This window comes from Chryseobacterium sp. 22532, from assembly GCF_052044665.1.
In the GTDB taxonomy this organism is placed as follows: domain Bacteria; phylum Bacteroidota; class Bacteroidia; order Flavobacteriales; family Weeksellaceae; genus Chryseobacterium; species Chryseobacterium lathyri.
On the sequence record NZ_JBQENJ010000004.1, the window covers coordinates 185,713 to 202,886 of the forward strand.

The 17,174-nt window shown below is 37.8% G+C and carries 17 protein-coding genes; 13 read left to right on the forward strand and 4 right to left on the reverse strand.

What is annotated here, in order from left to right; translation table 11 throughout:
• Positions 1–22: 22 nt before the first annotated feature.
• The 10 genes from ACTJIV_RS12150 (at position 23) to ACTJIV_RS12195 (ending at position 11,925) form a co-directional block, all read left to right on the forward strand.
• Positions 23–1,477, forward strand: a complete 1,455-nt coding sequence (locus tag ACTJIV_RS12150) for an MFS transporter (RefSeq protein ID WP_440627768.1) — start codon at positions 23–25, stop codon at positions 1,475–1,477.
• A 239-nt stretch (positions 1,478–1,716) separates the two neighbouring features.
• Positions 1,717–2,838 carry an endo-1,4-beta-xylanase gene (locus ACTJIV_RS12155; RefSeq protein ID WP_440627770.1) on the forward strand — a complete coding sequence of 374 codons (1,122 nt, stop codon included), beginning with the start codon at positions 1,717–1,719 and terminating at the stop codon, positions 2,836–2,838.
• A gap of 175 nt (positions 2,839–3,013) precedes the next feature.
• Positions 3,014–3,982, forward strand: coding sequence for a glycoside hydrolase family 43 protein (locus ACTJIV_RS12160; RefSeq protein WP_111952823.1), 969 nt, complete (start codon positions 3,014–3,016; stop codon positions 3,980–3,982).
• Positions 3,983–4,130: 148 nt separating this feature from the next.
• Positions 4,131–6,164 (forward strand): alpha-glucuronidase, encoded by a 2,034-nt coding sequence (locus ACTJIV_RS12165; RefSeq protein ID WP_440627772.1) that lies wholly within the window; start codon positions 4,131–4,133, stop codon positions 6,162–6,164.
• Positions 6,165–6,294: 130 nt separating this feature from the next.
• Positions 6,295–6,948, forward strand: coding sequence for a fructose-6-phosphate aldolase (gene fsa, locus ACTJIV_RS12170; RefSeq protein ID WP_440627774.1), 654 nt, complete (start codon positions 6,295–6,297; stop codon positions 6,946–6,948).
• A gap of 4 nt (positions 6,949–6,952) precedes the next feature.
• Positions 6,953–7,801: a transketolase gene (locus ACTJIV_RS12175; RefSeq protein ID WP_440627776.1), complete on the forward strand. Its 849-nt coding sequence runs from the start codon at positions 6,953–6,955 to the stop codon at positions 7,799–7,801.
• A gap of 11 nt (positions 7,802–7,812) precedes the next feature.
• Positions 7,813–8,769: a transketolase family protein gene (locus ACTJIV_RS12180; RefSeq protein ID WP_440627778.1), complete on the forward strand. Its 957-nt coding sequence runs from the start codon at positions 7,813–7,815 to the stop codon at positions 8,767–8,769.
• Positions 8,770–8,821: 52 nt separating this feature from the next.
• Positions 8,822–10,009, forward strand: coding sequence for a galactokinase (gene galK, locus ACTJIV_RS12185; protein ID WP_440627780.1), 1,188 nt, complete (start codon positions 8,822–8,824; stop codon positions 10,007–10,009).
• Positions 9,969–11,042 carry a UDP-glucose--hexose-1-phosphate uridylyltransferase gene (locus ACTJIV_RS12190; protein WP_440627782.1) on the forward strand — a complete coding sequence of 358 codons (1,074 nt, stop codon included), beginning with the start codon at positions 9,969–9,971 and terminating at the stop codon, positions 11,040–11,042. Before galK ends, ACTJIV_RS12190 begins: the two co-directional genes overlap by 41 nt.
• 85 nt (positions 11,043–11,127) lie before the next feature.
• Positions 11,128–11,925, forward strand: coding sequence for an HAD family hydrolase (locus ACTJIV_RS12195; protein WP_440627784.1), 798 nt, complete (start codon positions 11,128–11,130; stop codon positions 11,923–11,925).
• A gap of 141 nt (positions 11,926–12,066) precedes the next feature.
• Here the strand turns inward: ACTJIV_RS12195 and arr are convergent, their stop codons facing one another.
• Positions 12,067–12,507 (reverse strand): NAD(+)--rifampin ADP-ribosyltransferase, encoded by a 441-nt coding sequence (arr, locus tag ACTJIV_RS12200; protein WP_440628216.1) that lies wholly within the window; start codon positions 12,505–12,507, stop codon positions 12,067–12,069.
• 357 nt (positions 12,508–12,864) lie between these two features.
• Positions 12,865–13,704, reverse strand: coding sequence for a GLPGLI family protein (locus ACTJIV_RS12205; protein ID WP_440627786.1), 840 nt, complete (start codon positions 13,702–13,704; stop codon positions 12,865–12,867).
• Positions 13,705–14,123: 419 nt separating this feature from the next.
• On the opposite strand from ACTJIV_RS12205, the gene ACTJIV_RS12210 reads away from it, so the two are divergent.
• The 3 genes from ACTJIV_RS12210 (at position 14,124) to ACTJIV_RS12220 (ending at position 16,334) form a co-directional block, all read left to right on the forward strand.
• Positions 14,124–14,693 carry a Crp/Fnr family transcriptional regulator gene (locus tag ACTJIV_RS12210; RefSeq protein WP_223559731.1) on the forward strand — a complete coding sequence of 190 codons (570 nt, stop codon included), beginning with the start codon at positions 14,124–14,126 and terminating at the stop codon, positions 14,691–14,693.
• 78 nt (positions 14,694–14,771) lie between these two features.
• Entirely contained in the window at positions 14,772–15,509 is a 738-nt protein-coding gene (locus ACTJIV_RS12215) for an SDR family NAD(P)-dependent oxidoreductase (RefSeq protein WP_440627788.1), read from the forward strand.
• A 267-nt stretch (positions 15,510–15,776) separates the two neighbouring features.
• Entirely contained in the window at positions 15,777–16,334 is a 558-nt protein-coding gene (locus ACTJIV_RS12220) for a sugar O-acetyltransferase (protein WP_440627790.1), read from the forward strand.
• Positions 16,335–16,604: 270 nt separating this feature from the next.
• Here ACTJIV_RS12220 and ACTJIV_RS12225 read toward each other — a convergent pair whose 3' ends face one another.
• Both ACTJIV_RS12225 and ACTJIV_RS12230 read right to left on the reverse strand, forming a co-directional pair.
• Positions 16,605–16,802, reverse strand: coding sequence for a bacteriocin-like protein (locus tag ACTJIV_RS12225; protein ID WP_440627792.1), 198 nt, complete (start codon positions 16,800–16,802; stop codon positions 16,605–16,607).
• Complete coding sequence (locus ACTJIV_RS12230; protein WP_157963349.1) at positions 16,774–16,917, reverse strand: bacteriocin-like protein; 144 nt, start codon at positions 16,915–16,917, stop codon at positions 16,774–16,776. Before ACTJIV_RS12230 ends, ACTJIV_RS12225 begins: the two co-directional genes overlap by 29 nt.
• Positions 16,918–17,174: the final 257 nt, after the last annotated feature.

Consider the following 17,174-nt stretch of genomic DNA (forward strand, 5'->3'; position numbering starts at 1 on the left):
TTTTATCTAATATCTAATTCATATGAACAATCCATCCCAGAAAATATCCGTTGTTGAGAAAATCGGCTACAGTTTAGGAGACTTAGCGGCCAATCTGGTTTTCCAGACGCTTGTAACGTATTTAGCTTATTTTTACACAGATATTTACGGATTAAAAGCGGAAGATGCATCCATTATTACCCTTACTGTAGGCTTATTGGCAGGCTTTGTATTCAACCCGGTGATTGGTGCTTTGGCAGACAGAACCCGGACAAAATGGGGGAAATTCCGTCCTTGGATTGTACTGTCCGCAATTCCACTGGGTGCAGCGGCACTTTTTGCATTTAGCACACCCGATTTTTCGTATAAAGGAAAAATGATTTATGCAGCAGTTACATATTCGCTTTTGCTATTGCTTTATGCAGCCAATAATTTACCTTACGCAGCTCTAAGTGGCGTAATTACAGGCGATATGAGCGAAAGAAACAGTATTTCTTCCTACCGTTTTGTTGCCGTCATGTTTGCACAGTTTTTTGTTCAGGTATTTATGCTGCCCATTATTTTATCTGCAGGACATGGTGATAAAGCAGCCGGAATCGAGGTTGTAATGACCTGGCTCGCCATTATAGGAACGGTCATGTTGCTGATAACGTTTTTTACAACCAAAGAAAGGGTGATTCCAAAACCGGAACAGGAATCGACTTTGGGCGCTGATTTAAAAGATTTAAAGAAAAATAAGCCATGGATTATCATGTTGATAGTTACCGCATTGATTTTCATTACACTCGCGATGAAAGGTGGCTCATATGTCTATTATTTTAACAACTATGTAGATGAAGCATCACTTCAGCAATTTATATCACCGATTACGAATTTCTTCAATTCCATTGGGATGAATTTCTTTGGAGAAGATCCACGGTCAGCAGGTTTCGGGCTCTTCAATGCAGGCGGGATTATCATGATGATTATAGGGATTGCTTTTTCCAAAAAATTTGCTGACAAATATGGTAAGAAAGATGCATTCATCGCCTCATTATTCATTTCAACGTTATTCGTACTGGCATTTATATTTTATCCGCCAAAATCGGTAGGGTTGATGTTCCTGTCACAGATTTTACACGGTTTCTTTTACGGAATCGGAACCCCTTTACTTTGGGCGATGATTGCAGATGTGGCAGATTATTCCGAGTGGAAAAATAACAGGCGCGCAACAGCCATTATTTTCTCTGCGATGATGGTCGGCTTAAAGGTCGGCTTGAGTATCGGAAGTTCTTTGGTTGCATTGATTATCGGAAAATACGGTTACATTTCGTCAGAAGGTGCGATAAGCGTGATACAGCCGGAAACTGTTTCCGCAGGAGCAAAAATGCTGGTCAGTGTATTTCCTTCCATTCCGTTCTTTTTAGCGTGCGGATTGCTGATGTTCTATGAAATCAACAAAAAAATGGAAATCAAAATCGAGCAGGATTTGAAAGAAAGAAGAAAATCAACAGATTAATCAATTATATTTTTTGGACAGCTGATCCGTCTTCCACTCCCGCTTTTTTGTTCCGCTTGCTCCACAAAAAGAGCTCCGTTCAAGCCGGGCTGCGAGCAATTCGTATTCAAAAATCTTGACAAGATTAATTGGAATCAATAGGAACGGGCTTTAGCCCGTTTAATACAAGACAAGGAAAAAGGCTTTAGCCAAAATTTATAATAAGTTTCGGCTAAAAGCCAAATGAAAATAAAAATTTTATGAAAAAAATAGTAGCATTATTAGGAATTTTAACTTTGACTGTCTCGTGCAAGACAGCAAATACGGCAACTTCAAATGATTCTCTGAAAAACGCATTCAAAAATAAATTCTACATCGGAACAGCAATGAGCCTTCCACAGATTCACGAAACAGAAGTAAAATCTGTTGAGATCATTAAAAATCAGTTCAGTTCCATTGTAGCGGAAAACTGTATGAAATCTATGTTCCTGCAACCACAGGAAGGCAAATTCTTTTTTGATGATGCTGACAAGTTTGTGGCTTTTGGAGAGAAAAATAAAATGTTTATCATCGGTCATACGTTGATCTGGCATTCTCAGCTGCCAAAATGGTTTTTCGTTGATAAAGACGGGAAAGACGTTTCTCAGGAAGTCCTTAAGCAGAGAATGAAAAATCACATCACCACGGTTGTAAGCAGATATAAAGGCCGCGTGAAAGGCTGGGATGTGGTTAACGAAGCCATTATGGAAGACGGTTCTTACCGGAAAAGTAAATTTTACGAAATATTAGGTGAAGAATTCATTCCGCTGGCCTTTCAGTACGCGCAGGAAGCTGATCCGAATGCGGAATTGTATTACAATGATTACAACGAATGGTATCCCGGAAAAGTGCAGACCGTCAGCAAAATGGTACAAACTCTAAAATCCAGAGGGATCCGCATTGATGGTGTTGGGATGCAGACTCACGTGGGTCTCGATACACCAACACTTGACGAATATGAAAAAGCAATTGTAGCTTATGCAGCAAACGGAGTGAAGGTTAATGTTACTGAAATGGAGATCAGCGCACTTCCGTCACCTTGGGGAACTTCTGCCAACGTTTCAGATACCGTGGAATATCAGGCAAAAATGAATCCTTATAAGGCAGGGCTTCCCGAAAATATAAAAGCAGAATGGGAAAACCGTTATCTGGATTTTTTCAGATTATTCCTGAAACATCAGGATAAAATCAGAAGAGTAACCTTGTGGGGCGTTACTGATGCCCAATCCTGGAAAAATGACTTCCCGGTAAAAGGAAGAACCGATTATCCATTACTGTTCGACCGGAACGATCAGACAAAACCTGTGGTGGAAAAAATCATTCAGTTAACAAAAGAAAAATAATGCAACTTCAAACCTTATAGGTTTTCAAAACCTATAAGGTTTAAAAAATAATCTGCAAATCACAAAAATGTTTCTCTCGCAGATTTAGCGAATTAAGTAGATTTTTATTTAAATAATCTGAAAATCTGCGAGAAAATAAAATCTATCAGTCTATTATCTTAACATATAAATTAAAATGAAAAAATCAAAATATCTATTCCCGAAAGATTATATGGCAGACCCTTCTGTGCACGTTTTTGAAGGCAAATTGTACATTTACCCGTCCCACGACTGGGAAAGCGGAATGGAAGAAAATGACAACGGAGATCATTTTGATATGAATGATTACCACGTTTTTTCTCTCGATGATGTAGAAAATGGCGAAATTACAGACCATGGTGTTGTCCTTTCTGTAAAAGATATTCCGTGGTCAGGAAGACAGTTGTGGGATTGCGATGTGGCGTTCAAAAACGGTAAATATTATATGTACTTTCCGTTAAAAGATAAAAATGACATCTTCAGAATTGGGGTTGCCGTAAGCGACAAACCTTACGGACCGTTTATTCCGGAGAAACACCCGATGATGGGAAGTTACAGCATCGACCCTTGTATTTTTGAAGAAGATGGAAAATATTATATGTATTTTGGTGGAATCTGGGGCGGGCAGCTGCAACGTTATAGAAACAACAAAGCCCTTGAATCCGCGGTTCTTCCCAATGAAAATGAACCGGCAATTCCTTCAAAAGTAGCTTTGTTGAGTGACAATATGCTGGAATTCGGGGAAGAACCAAAAGATGTTCTGATTCTTGATAAAGACGGTAATCCTTTGCTTCACGGTGACAGACACCGTTTCTTTGAAGCTTCCTGGATGCACAAATACAATGGCACCTATTATTTTTCATATTCTACCGGCGATACGCATTTGATATGTTATGCAACGGGAGACAATCCTTATGGACCATTTACTTTTCAGGGAGAAATTCTGACGCCTGTTGTTGGATGGACAACCCATCACAGTATAGTTGAATTTAAAGGAAAATGGTATCTGTTCTTCCACGATTCTGTTCCGAGTGAAGGAAAAACATGGCTCAGAAGTATGAAGGTAATCGAACTTGAATATGACAGCAATGGTAAAATTAAAACCATTGAAGGTTTAGAAGAATAATCTATAAAAAGTCCCGAAGAGACGATTTAATAAAGGATAGGATGAAATCCTATTATCAATAGGAACGGGCTTTAGCCCGTTTAAAGATGAAGAGATACAATTTGGCTTTAGCCAAAACTTATTTAAATAAAAATTAAAAGAAAATATAATGCGCTATTTCCGACTGTACATCCTATTATTTCTAATGATTCCATTAACGATTTTCGCAGAAGATGGAAGTCAGCTTTGGCTTCGGTTTCCGGCAAAAAATGGAGTGTCCTCAGACAAAATTATTTACAAAGGAAACAATCCGACTTTAAATATTGCCAAAAAAGAATTGATGAATCATTGGCAGGGACAGGCTGTGGAACTTCGTACAGATAAATCATTAAAAAATCTGAAAGGTGGTTATACAATAAAATCAGTTCAGAACAAATTGGTCATTTCTGCTGAAAAAGAAATCGGATTGTTGTATGGAGTGTATCATATTTTACGTTTGCAGCAAACAAAATCAATGGTAACTAATCTTAATATTACCGAAAAACCATCTTATGATGTCAGAATTCTCAACCATTGGGATAATCTGGACGGGACGATTGAACGTGGTTATGCAGGACATTCACTTTGGAAATGGGAAGATTTACCGGATACAATTTCCCCGAGATATGAAGAATATGCAAGAGCCAATGCCTCAATAGGAATTAATGCAACTGTTCTCAATAATGTGAATGCATCACCCAATATGCTCCGTAAAGACTATCTTGAAAAAGTAAAAATTCTCGCAGACATTTTCAGACCTTACGGGATCAAGGTATACCTCTCAGTTAATTTTTCGTCTCCAAAAGTTTTAGGCGGACTTCAGAACTCTGACCCTTTAAACAAAGATGTTCAGAAATGGTGGAAAGATAAAGCCTCAGAGATTTATAAATTAATTCCGGACTTTGGAGGTTTTTTGGTGAAAGCCAATTCCGAGGGGCAACCCGGACCTCAGGATTATGGAAGAACACATGCAGATGGAGCCAATATGATGGCAGACGTTCTGAAGCCTTACGGAGGAATCGTAATGTGGAGAGCTTTTGTGTATAGTCCCAGCAAAGAAGACCGCGCAAAACAAGCCTATCTGGAATTCGTTCCCCTTGACGGGAAATTTAAAGATAATGTTATCGTTCAGATTAAAAACGGACCTGTTGATTTTCAGCCCCGTGAAGCGTTTAACCCACTTTTTGGAGCGCTGAAGAAAACTTCTGAAATGGTTGAGTTTCAGATTACTCAGGAATATTTAGGGCAAGCCAATCATCTGGTTTATCTCGCTCCATTGTTTAAGGAAACACTGAACAGCGATACCTATTCTGACGGAAAAGGTTCTACGATTGCTAAAATTACGGACGGAACGCTAAGACCTGCGAAAATTACGGCTATTTCTGCGGTTTCCAATATCGGGGAAGATAAAAACTGGACGGGTCATCATTTTGCACAAGCCAATTGGTACGCTTTCGGACGTCTGGCATGGAACCACGATCTGACTTCTGAACAGATTGCTGAAGAATGGATTAAAATGACGTTTACCGATAATGACAAATTCCTCAGTCCTGTGAAAGAAATGATGCTGACATCAAGGGAAACGGCAGTGGATTATATGATGCCTCTTGGTTTGCACCATATCTTTGCAGGAATGCACCATTATGGACCTGAACCTTGGGGTGATTACAAAGGAACTAGAGCAGATTGGTCGCCAGTTTATTACCACAAAGCTGATGCAAATGGAGTAGGTTTTGACAGAACTAAAACCGGAAGTAATGCAGTTTCAGATTATTTTCCTCCTTTGAATGAAGTGTATGGAAATATCAAAACCTGCCCCGAAAACCTGATTCTCTGGTTTCATCATGTTCCGTGGAATTATCAGATGAAAGATGGCAAAACTTTGTGGGAAGAATTATCTTACAAATACGATACAGGCATTAAAAATGTACGCGAATATCAAAAAGTCTGGGACAAAATGCAGCCTTATGTTGATGAAGAACGATTCCAGAACGTTCAATCAAAATTAAAAATTCAGGCAAAAGATGCCGTTTGGTGGAAAGATGCGTGTCTGCTGTATTTTCAGACTTTTTCGAAAATGCCGATTCCCTATGACATCGAGCGACCGGTTCACGAACTGGAAGATTTAAAGAAAATTAAGCTCAATATGGGACATCATAATTAGAATGGCTAATTAAATTCCCAGTATTCAATTTATCATTAAACTAAATCTCATCTTGATTATAATGAGTAAAATTTGCTCATCTATTTAATTAAGTGTAATTTTAACACTTATAACCTTAACAATTTATTTTATGAAATTTTTTATAGACACGGCGAATCTTGCTATGATTGAAGAAGCTAATGCTTTGGGTATTCTGGATGGCGTTACGACCAATCCGTCTCTGATGGCAAAAGAAGGGATTTCCGGAAAAGAAAATATTCTTAACCATTACCTTAAAATCTGTGATATCGTTGATGGCGATATAAGTGCCGAAGTTATCGGAATTGCTTATGCCGAAATGATTCAGGAAGGAGAGGAGCTGGCAGCCCTGCACCCGCAGATCGTGGTAAAAGTTCCTGTTACTAAAGACGGAATTAAAGCGATCAAATATTTTTCACAAAAAGGAATCAGAACAAATTGTACTTTAATTTTTTCCGCCGGACAGGCACTTTTAGCTGCGAAAGCAGGAGCAACATATGTTTCACCATTTTTGGGCAGGCTGGATGATGTTTCTACGGACGGTTTGAATTTAATTGAAGAAATCAGAACTATTTATGATAATTTCGGATTCGAAACGCAGATTTTAGCGGCTTCCGTAAGACACAGTATGCACATCATCAATTGTGCAAAAATAGGTGCAGATGTTGTTACCTGTCCTTTGCCACCCATCTTGTCATTGCTAAAACATCCGTTAACAGACAGCGGTTTGGAACAGTTTATCAAAGATTCACAAAAAATGAAATAAATATATGCAGCACGATATTTTAAAACTCAAAAATATCGCATCCCAGGTAAGAAGAGATATTGTAAGAATGGTTCACGCCTGCCAATCCGGTCATCCCGGAGGTTCGCTCGGGTGTGCCGACTTTTTGGTTGCTCTTTATTTTGATGCGATGAAAAGAAAGGAAGGATTTGATATGAATGGAAAAGGTGAAGACGTATTTTATCTTTCCAACGGCCATATTTCTCCGGTTTTTTATAGTGTTTTGGCACATGCGGGTTATTTTGATAAGTCAGAATTAGCCACTTTCAGAAAACTGAATTCAAGACTGCAGGGACACCCCACCACACACGAACATCTTCCCGGGGTCCGCGTTGCATCAGGCTCTCTTGGGCAGGGCATGTCAGTGGCAATCGGTCACGCAGTTGGTAAAAAGCTGGACAAAGATGAAAATTTAGTGTTCACGCTCCACGGTGATGGCGAACTGCAGGAGGGGCAGAACTGGGAAGCCATTATGTACGCTTCTCACAATAAAGTAGATAATCTCATTGCGACAATAGATTACAACGGCCAGCAGATTGACGGACCCACTTCAAAAGTGCTTTCTCTAGGCAACCTTAAAGCCAAATTTGAAGCCTTTGACTGGAAAGTTCTTGAAGTGGAAAATGGAAATGATATGGACGAAATTCTTAGAGTTTTATATGAAGCGAAGTCGTTGACAGGACAAGGACAGCCTATTTGTATTCTGCTAAAAACCGGAATGGGCTATGGTGTAGATTATATGATGGGAAGCCACGCCTGGCACGGAAAAGCGCCTAATGATGAGCAATTGGCAAAAGCATTAGACCAGCTTGAAGAAACTTTGGGAGATTATTAAACAGATATCAAATGAAAAAATATACTTATACAGAAAAAAAAGATACCAGAAGCGGTTTTGGAGCCGGTCTTGCAGAATTGGCGGACAAGAATTCTGATGTCGTAGCTCTTTGTGCAGATCTTATCGGTTCCCTGAAAATGGAAAAATTTATTGAAAAGGCACCGGAGCGTTTTTTCCAGATCGGAATTGCAGAAGCCAATATGATTGGTATTGCAGCAGGTTTGGCCACAGAAGGCAAAATTCCATTTACGGGAACCTTTGCCAATTTTTCTACCGGAAGAGTGTACGACCAGATTCGTCAGTCGGTGGCTTATTCCGGCAAAAACGTGAAAATCTGTGCTTCGCATGCGGGCCTTACTTTAGGCGAAGACGGCGCAACACACCAGATTCTGGAAGATATTGGGCTGATGAAAATGCTTCCGGGAATGACTGTTATCAATACCTGCGACTACAACCAGACCAAAGCAGCGACCATTGCTATTGCAGATTACGAAGGTCCGGTTTATCTGCGTTTCGGAAGACCTGTAATTCCTGTTTTTACCGATGAAAATCAAACTTTTGAAATCGGGAAAGCCTGGATGATAAACGAAGGAAAAGATGTGACAGTCATTGCAACAGGACATTTGGTTTGGGAAGCGATAAAAGCCGGAGAAATCCTGGAAGAGCAGGGAATTGATGCTGAAATTATCAATATCCACACCATCAAACCTTTAGATGCTGAGGCCATTCTTAATTCGGTTAAAAAAACAGGATGTGTGGTTACTGCTGAAGAACATAACAGATTAGGAGGTCTGGGCGACAGCGTTGCACAACTTCTGATCACGGAACATCTTGCGCCACAGGAATATGTTGCCGTAAACGACAGTTTTGGTGAAAGCGGAACACCTGATCAACTGATGGAAAAATATGGGTTAACGGCCAATGATATTGTGGAAGCAGCAAAAAAAGTTATAAAAAGAAAGAATTGAATGCTTTTTAAATTATGCTCAATTCACCTAAAAGTATAAATTGCAGTTATTTATGAAGGAGAAATTAGTTAATGATACAACAGAAGCATTCCAGGCTTTCTTTCATTCAGATCCGGAAAATATTTTTCTGGCTCCGGGAAGAATTAATATTATTGGTGAACATGTTGATTACAGCGATGGTTTCGTACTTCCAGCAGCTATTGACAAATACATTTGCTTTGCTGTAAAAAAAGTTGAGGACTCGGAAACCTGTACCTTTTTTGCTAAAGACTTTGACGATTCTTTTAGTTTTAATATCAACCAAAAGCAAAATCCTGTTTCGCAGATCTGGGTCAATTATTTACTGGGCGTATTTAATGCTGTTCAGGAAAGTGGGAAAAAGACCGGTGGTTTACAAATTGCTTTTAGCAGTACCATTCCGATGGGTTCCGGCTTATCTTCATCAGCAGCGCTGGAATGTGGATTCGCCTTTATTCTGAACCAGATTTTTGATTTAAATTTAAGCAGGAAAGATCTGGCTCTTATAGGTCAGAAATCCGAACATACCTTTGTTGGAGTACAATGCGGAATTATGGACCAGTTTGCCTCTGTTTTCGGTAAAGAACATCAGGTGATCATGCTGGACTGCCATTCTCTGGAACACCAGTATTTCGAAGCTAATCTGGAAGGTTACAGCCTTGTACTTTTCGATAGCTGCGTAAAACATACCCATCTCACTTCCGGCTACAACAACAGGAGAAAAGATGTGGATCAAGGAAAAAGGATATTGTGGGAAACATTTCCTGAAATCGAGAAGTTCAGAGATTTCAGTTTTTCAATGCTGGATGCAGTCAGATCGGAAATAGGAGAGACCTCATACAAAAGATGTCGGTATCTTTTAAAGGAAATCAAAAGAGTCGAAAAGGCAGCCAAAGCTTTATCAGAAGGCGATGTAGAATATCTTGGTAAACTTCTTACCGAAACCCATTCCGGACTTTCTACTGAGTTTGAAGTGAGCTGCGGAGAGCTCGATTTTCTGGTAGAGAAAACGGTAAAAGAAAATGGCGTTTTAGGCGCAAGAATAATGGGCGGCGGCTTCGGTGGATGCAGCATCAATCTGATTAAAGATGAAAATGTAAATGAAGTAATCGAAAAAATCAGTGCAGCGTACAAAGCCGGTTTTGGCATTGAAATGAAAGTGTACCGTGTAAAAATATCGGATGGAATTAAAGAATATAAAAGAAATGAATTCGTCATTTAATCAGAAAAAGCATCCTCACCGAAGGTATAATCCGCTTTTGGATGAATGGATTCTGGTGTCTCCGCAACGGGCAAGCCGGCCTTGGCAGGGACAAACCGAAAAAATAGCCGAAGAAAAACTCCCGGTTCACGACCCTGATTGCTATTTATGTTCCGGAAATCTCCGTGTAAATGGAGAAAGAAACCCCGATTACAAAGGTGTTTATGTTTTTGAAAATGATTTTGGCTCTTTGATGAGAGATGATGTTGAATTCTGTGATGAAAATTCAGATTTCTTTGCATTGAAACCAGAGCGGGGAATTAACAAGGTGATTTGTTTTTCAGAAAATCACAGTCTTACTTTACCGGAAATGGAAGTCGGTGACATCAAAAAAGTAGTTGATGTGTGGCAACAGCAATATGAGGAATTGGGAGCTGAAGATTACATCAATCATGTTCAGATTTTTGAAAATAAAGGAAGTGTGATGGGATGTAGTAATCCGCATCCTCACGGACAAATATGGGCACAATCTTCTGTTCCTTCGACGGTTTTGAGAACGCAGGAAAATCTGAAACAATATTTTGAAAAAAATGGAAGTTCTCTTCTGGAAGATTATATCAAAAAAGAATTGGAAATTGAAAAAAGAGTTATTCTTGAAAATGAGGATTTTGTAGCTGTTGTTCCATTCTGGGCAGTATGGCCTTACGAAACAATGATTGTAAGCAAAAGAAAAGCTGAAAATATTCTGCAGTTTTCTGATTCAGAGAAGTATTCATTAGCGTCAATAATAAAGGGTTTAACAATTTTATACGACAATCTTTTTGAAATTTCTTTTCCATATTCAGCGGGAATTCATCAAGCACCAACGGATGGAAAACCTCATCCGGAATGGCATTTTCACATGCATTTTTACCCTCCTTTACTCCGAAATGCTGAAGTGAAAAAATTTATGGTAGGCTATGAAATGCTGGCAGAACCACAGCGTGATCTCACACCGGAACAAAGTGCGGAAATATTGCAGCATCTTTCAAAGGTACATTACAAAAATGTATAAATAAAAGAGCTTACCTTTGCATTGTAAATTTTAATTGAATTACCATCAAAAAATTCAAAAGGAATTTTTTGTAAAGAATACTATTATGACAGATATTAAACTGATTGTCACAGATATGGACGGTACTTTTCTCAATTCAGATTATGAAGTAAGTCCCAATTTTCCTTCCGTATTTAAAGAACTGAAAAAAAGGAATATCCTGTTTGTTCCTGCAAGCGGCAGGCAAATGCCGGGTATTACCCAATATTTTGAGGACATTAAAAATGAGATCGGTTTTATTGCAGAAAATGGAGGATATGTTATTTACAAAAATAAAGAGCTTTTTGCAGATAAATTAGACCATCAGTTTATTGTTGATATTACAGCAGCTGTCCGGGAAATTCCCGGTGCCAGAGCAGTTTTGTCTGCAAAAAAGAAAGCGTATTATGAAAGTGATGATCAGCAATTTATTGATTATTTTACAAAATATTATACTGAAAATCAAAAAGTAAATGATTTGAGAGAAGAAGTGGATGATGATGCGTTCAAGATCGCCGTTTATCATCCAGAGGGTTCTGAAAAGAATCTTTATCCTTTCCTGAAAAAATTCCGGGAAAATAATCTGGAAGTCGTTGTATCTGGAAAATACTGGCTTGATATTATGAATAAAGATATTAACAAGGGTAATGCACTGGAAAAGTTACAGAATCTTCTGAATATTACGCCGTCCCAAACCATGTCTTTCGGAGATTATATGAATGATATTACGATGCTGGAAAGGTCAAAATATTCTTATGCAATGGAAAATGCTCATCCTTCTGTAAAGGTGGCTGCCAGCTTTTCTACACTTTCAAATGATGATTTTGGCGTCTTAGAAACCATCAGCGAATATTTAAAAATCTAATCCTAAGAATTTAGAAAGATTTTCTTTTAGTTCAATTACTTGGATCAGGTTTTATTTAATAGAATACTTGAATTTAGCTAAATTGAAATTGTGAACGAAGTATTTGCTTTTTATGCTGTCATTTTAGAAAATGGTCATAATTTAATTAATAATCTCTCCTTTATTATTAGCTAATTTTTCCCGCCATTGCTGTAATTGCTCAGGTGTTAGTCTTTGCCAGTCTCTTATTTCACCAACTATTTTCAACGGTTCGCTGGTGCGGTAAGAACGTGTCGGATTGCCGGGAAACTTTTTGTTGGTGACATTGGGATCATCCTCAAAACGACCACTGGGCTCAACAATATATACATGTTCAGTACCATCGCCTTTGGCCAAAGCTGCAGCAAGACCCGCCCCGTTAACCAGTGCAGTAAAGTAAATATGATTCATGACTAGTTCCGACTGATAATTGGAAGTACGCCCGCCGGTCAATAGATCACCTACTTTTAGGTCCGCTTTTGTACCATGGTAAAAGGGACCTTTATCCGAAGGCTGGCTTACGGATGCTAACGCTAGTTCATGATATCTTTTTGCATTATTCATGTCGCCAACATTTTCATAGCATTCAGCAATGTTTGAGTAAAGAGCAATAAAAGCTCCTTTTACCGCTTCATTATCAGCTTTTAAGGCAAATTTCAGAGCAGTTTCATACCAACTTAATTTGTCAGCAACCTTTGCCTGACTTCGGGCAACATACCAGGCGGCAAGGAACTTTTCAAAGTCGTTTGTTGCCTTGTTCCAGGCCTGAAGAAATAATTTACCGGCTTCTTCCAGATTTGCAGTTTCTTCCATATGCATACCTTGCATACAGAGCTGTATAACGGGATTGTTGGGATTGAATTCCATTTTCGATGATTATTTTTTTAAAGAATGTAAAAATAGTGTTTTATGCGTATTACACTAGTATTCTTTGTAATGAACCGCTTTATCAATCTCAATAGGATTGTTATATTTTCTGATGATTTGCTGCATACTTTTTGTCTGAGTATTCAACTCGTCTACAGTATGGATCTCTTTTCCATTGATATTGATCTTCAGATTAGTATTTGCTTTGCTGAAATTATTTCTTTCAAAGGCAAAAGGATCATTGTAAAAATCTAGGGTCAGCTTCACTTTCTGCCTTTCATTGATGGGGATTGCCTTGTTTCCGAAGTTAGATTCTACAAAATTATCAGTTGGAAAAGTACCTGAAAGCTCCTGGCTTTTTATCAGATTATATATAAAATTCTTTTTTGAATCCGAAAGCTCAAAAATCAGTCCCGGAAGTCCACGGAATTTATAAGGACCTTCATTAAAGGGAATATCCTTACAGAACCAAGCCGTCCAATTCCTGCCTCCAAATCGGGTAAAAGCTTTCTGTAGGGTGTAATTTTCCACTTTTTTTGTCTCATCCGAAATAACCCAGCTTATTTTATCTGTTGTTTTAAATGAATAATATCCTTCTTTAATCGCAATGAAATTAGTATTGTCATATGTGTTGATCTTTCTTTTCACGATCTGTCCGGACATGTCGGTATGGCTGTTGTTGGTTCCGAACTTTTTATTTAAAGAATCGGTTACCAGTAAATTATGGCCATAAAATTTGACCTCCTTAGGGTTAATGTCAAGAAGCATATTCAGTTTTTCATATCCTGCTTCGGCCGAATCCATTTTGTACTGTAGTTCATAAACAAATCTATGCGTCTGTGAGTGAAGGAATATAATAAAGAACAATGCTGGCAGGGCAAAAATATTTTTCATAATTAATTATTTTAAGATAATAAAAAAATCTTACAGGTGATCTTGCCCTTCATATGGGTTAGTATTAAATGATTTCTTAATAAAAATACAAAATTATTAAGTGCTGGAAAAAAATAATGCTTAGAGAACTAATGCATTAGCTCATAAATTATTAAATGCTATCAGACGTTAATAAATCCGTACACAACATATAAAGAATATTTTGAAGCTCATTTCATGCGGCAATTTGAGGATAATCAATATAATTAGTCTACTTTAAAATGTCGGTCTGAGTTACTCACTTAAATTAATAACAGCTTTTTTGCTTTCTTGTTGCATGAAGTTCCAAAATATTCATGTGACAAAACTATAATCATCATTTTTCATTTATTTTACCAAATGACAAATACTGTGAAACTGACTTTAATTAACTTGCACTTATGAAACAACTATTTGACTTTATTTTAAGGTTTGGAAATCTTAATCAGCAACAGATTGATTTTATTTCAAGTAAAGCCCAGGAAATAAACCTTCCGAAAGATGAATACTTTTCAGAGGCAGGTAAAATTGCCCGTCAGGTTGGATTTATTGTAGACGGGATATTACGGGTTTGCTATTATAATAATGAAGGCGAAGAAATCACCAAATATTTTATTGAAGAAAATAATCTGGTGGTGGATCTGGAAAGCTTTGATAATGAAATTTGCTCAAGCACTTATGTACAGGCAATAACCGATACCAAAATAATCGTTTTTTCAAGAAAAGACTGGATGGAGCTTTTACAGACCATTGTTGGATGGGATGCAATTGTACATAAAATTATTTCAAGGGCGCTGATTCAGAAAGTAGAGAGAAGAAGTCCGTTGGTTTCCGAAGATGCAACAACCCGTTATCTTAAATTTTTGGAAATCTATCCTACTGTTGTCAACCGTGTCCCATTGTCATATATTGCCTCTTATCTGGGTGTTACACAGTCTTCACTGAGTAGAATAAGAAAAAATATCCGCTAAAGTTGCTTTTTGCCAAATGGCAAACGGTTTTATTTTTAATTGGCGGAATTTTACATCATCAATTAAAACAAAAGAATAATGAATTCAGCATTAATTACAGGAGCCAACAGAAGTATTGGCCTGGAAACAGCAAAGCAACTTTCAGAGAGAGGGTATTTCGTTTATTTGGGAAGCCGTGATCTTGCAAAAGGTGAAGAGACCGTAAAAGAATTGGCCGAAAAAGGATTTCAAAATATCAAAGTGGTTGAAATAGATGTTACCAAACCTCATTCAATTTCTGAAGCAAGGAATATCATCGCGAAAGAACAGGGAAAGCTTGATGTTCTGATTAACAACGCAGGGATCTTGGGCGTAAACCCTCAAACGGCAGCGGATACTTCCATTGAACATATTCAGGAGGTATTTGACACCAATTTCTTTGGGGTAATCAGCGTGACACAGGCATTTTTAGAACTGCTCAAAAAATCGGACACTCCCAGAATCAGCAATATAACTTCCGGACTTGGATCACTAACATTGCACAGCGATGCTACTTGGAAGTATTATGGTGTGAAAGGGGCGGCCTATGGTCCTTCAAAGTCAGCTTTAAATGCATACACCATTGTATTGGCTTATGAATTGAAAGATTCGCCTTTTAAAGTGAATGCCATTGATCCCGGCTATACTGCAACAGATTTTAACCACCACAGCGGGCCAGGATCTGTAGAAAGTGCAGCAGCATTTATTATTAAACACACACTGACGGATGAAAATGCACCTACAGGACAGTATTTTAGTCATGATATAGAAGATGGGACAGAAATAAGTCCATGGTAGTATTTACATCAAAATTTACAGGATAAGATGTGATTAAAGAGAAACTGAAAGGTTTCTCTTTTTTGTTATGGTTATGAAATTAAGACAACAAAAACGTGTAATTTTAGTGGAATTGCGTACATTTTGAAGGCTGACCATTTGCATTTATAGGCTGACACCGCAATTATCGACTAAAAAAGGTAATATTTGACATTTTTCAGGTACATAATGTAATCATTGAGAATAATGATGATCGTACCTTTACACGGTCAGTTAATTAGAAAAAATATGAGCAATACAATTTTTGATGAGTTAAAAAACGGAACGACCGTAACCCCTCAGCATCCACAGATAAAAGATTTAAGAGATAACTCTTATGCTACGATCAGTTGGTTACAAAAGCTTAATGCTTCTTCCAATCCTGAAGAAATAAGAAAAATGCTAAGCGAAATTACCAATACAGCCATTGATGAGACTGTAGCGATATTTCCGCCAATCTATATCAACTATGGCAAACATTTGGAGATTGGTAAAAATGTATTTATCAATTTTGATTGTACTTTTCTAACGTTAGGCGGTATTGTTATAGAAGACAATGTAATGATAGGACCTAAAGTAAGCATGCTATCCGAAGGCCATCCTTTACCTTCAGCTGAAAGACATTCCTTAGTGCCGGGGAAAATTCATATTAAACAAAATGCCTGGATTGGTGCCGGTGCCATCATTCTTCCGGGAATAACCATAGGGGAGAATTCGGTCGTTGCTGCCGGTGCTGTCGTAACTAAAAATGTACCTGCAGACACAGTTGTGGCCGGCACTCCTGCGAAAATTATCAAATCAGTATAAAGCAGACATACCTGCATATCGATACGATATGTTTTTTAAGATAAAACATGACATCACTTGCCTTACACTTTTATTTTCTACAATATGGATTGCAGTACTTAAAAAAATTATACACAAACCTTTATTAAAAATATCTGTAGAAAGATAAATACAATAGGGCAGGAGCTTTAATTATAGAGGCCTTCTCCTACAAAAAAACCTTAGGATCAACGATTCTAAGGCTTTTTTATTATTTCTGAAAAGTATAGTATTCAGAAAGTGGTTTACTTTTTAACTCAATATATCACACGGTGCTACACAAATAACCCACGGACATCTTTTTATTCCCGGAGGTGGGCAGCATGCTTGGGAGCAGCTTAATGCTCCGCCATTAATATTTTTCAGCTGCTCTCTTGAAATTTTCTTAAAATTTTTCATAATAAAGTAATTTGGGTTAAACTTAAGGCTGGTTTCCACCGCCACATCCATCGTATGGCATACATTGCCATTTTCCGCTGATTAAGCATAGCTGACCACCCGGGCAGTTAATACCCCCTGTAATTGACTTCATTTCCTGTCTTTCGATTTTCTTTAAATTTTTCATAAAAATAAGGTTTAGTTCTGTCCGAAATTAATAAATTTTCTTCAATTCGGTGTAATTATTTATAAAATGTTTATCTTCAATAAGCGTTTTGGTGTTAATACTTTTACCTTAAACTCTTTTAAGCCAGGTGAAAATATGAGGCTTATAAGATGTTTAGAAATAATTTTTTAATGTATCCACCCAAAATGACTTCATCAGATAAAATCTTGTCTTGTGGCAAGTTAGCTTTCGTGATGACTTATTAATTTTGGATAAAA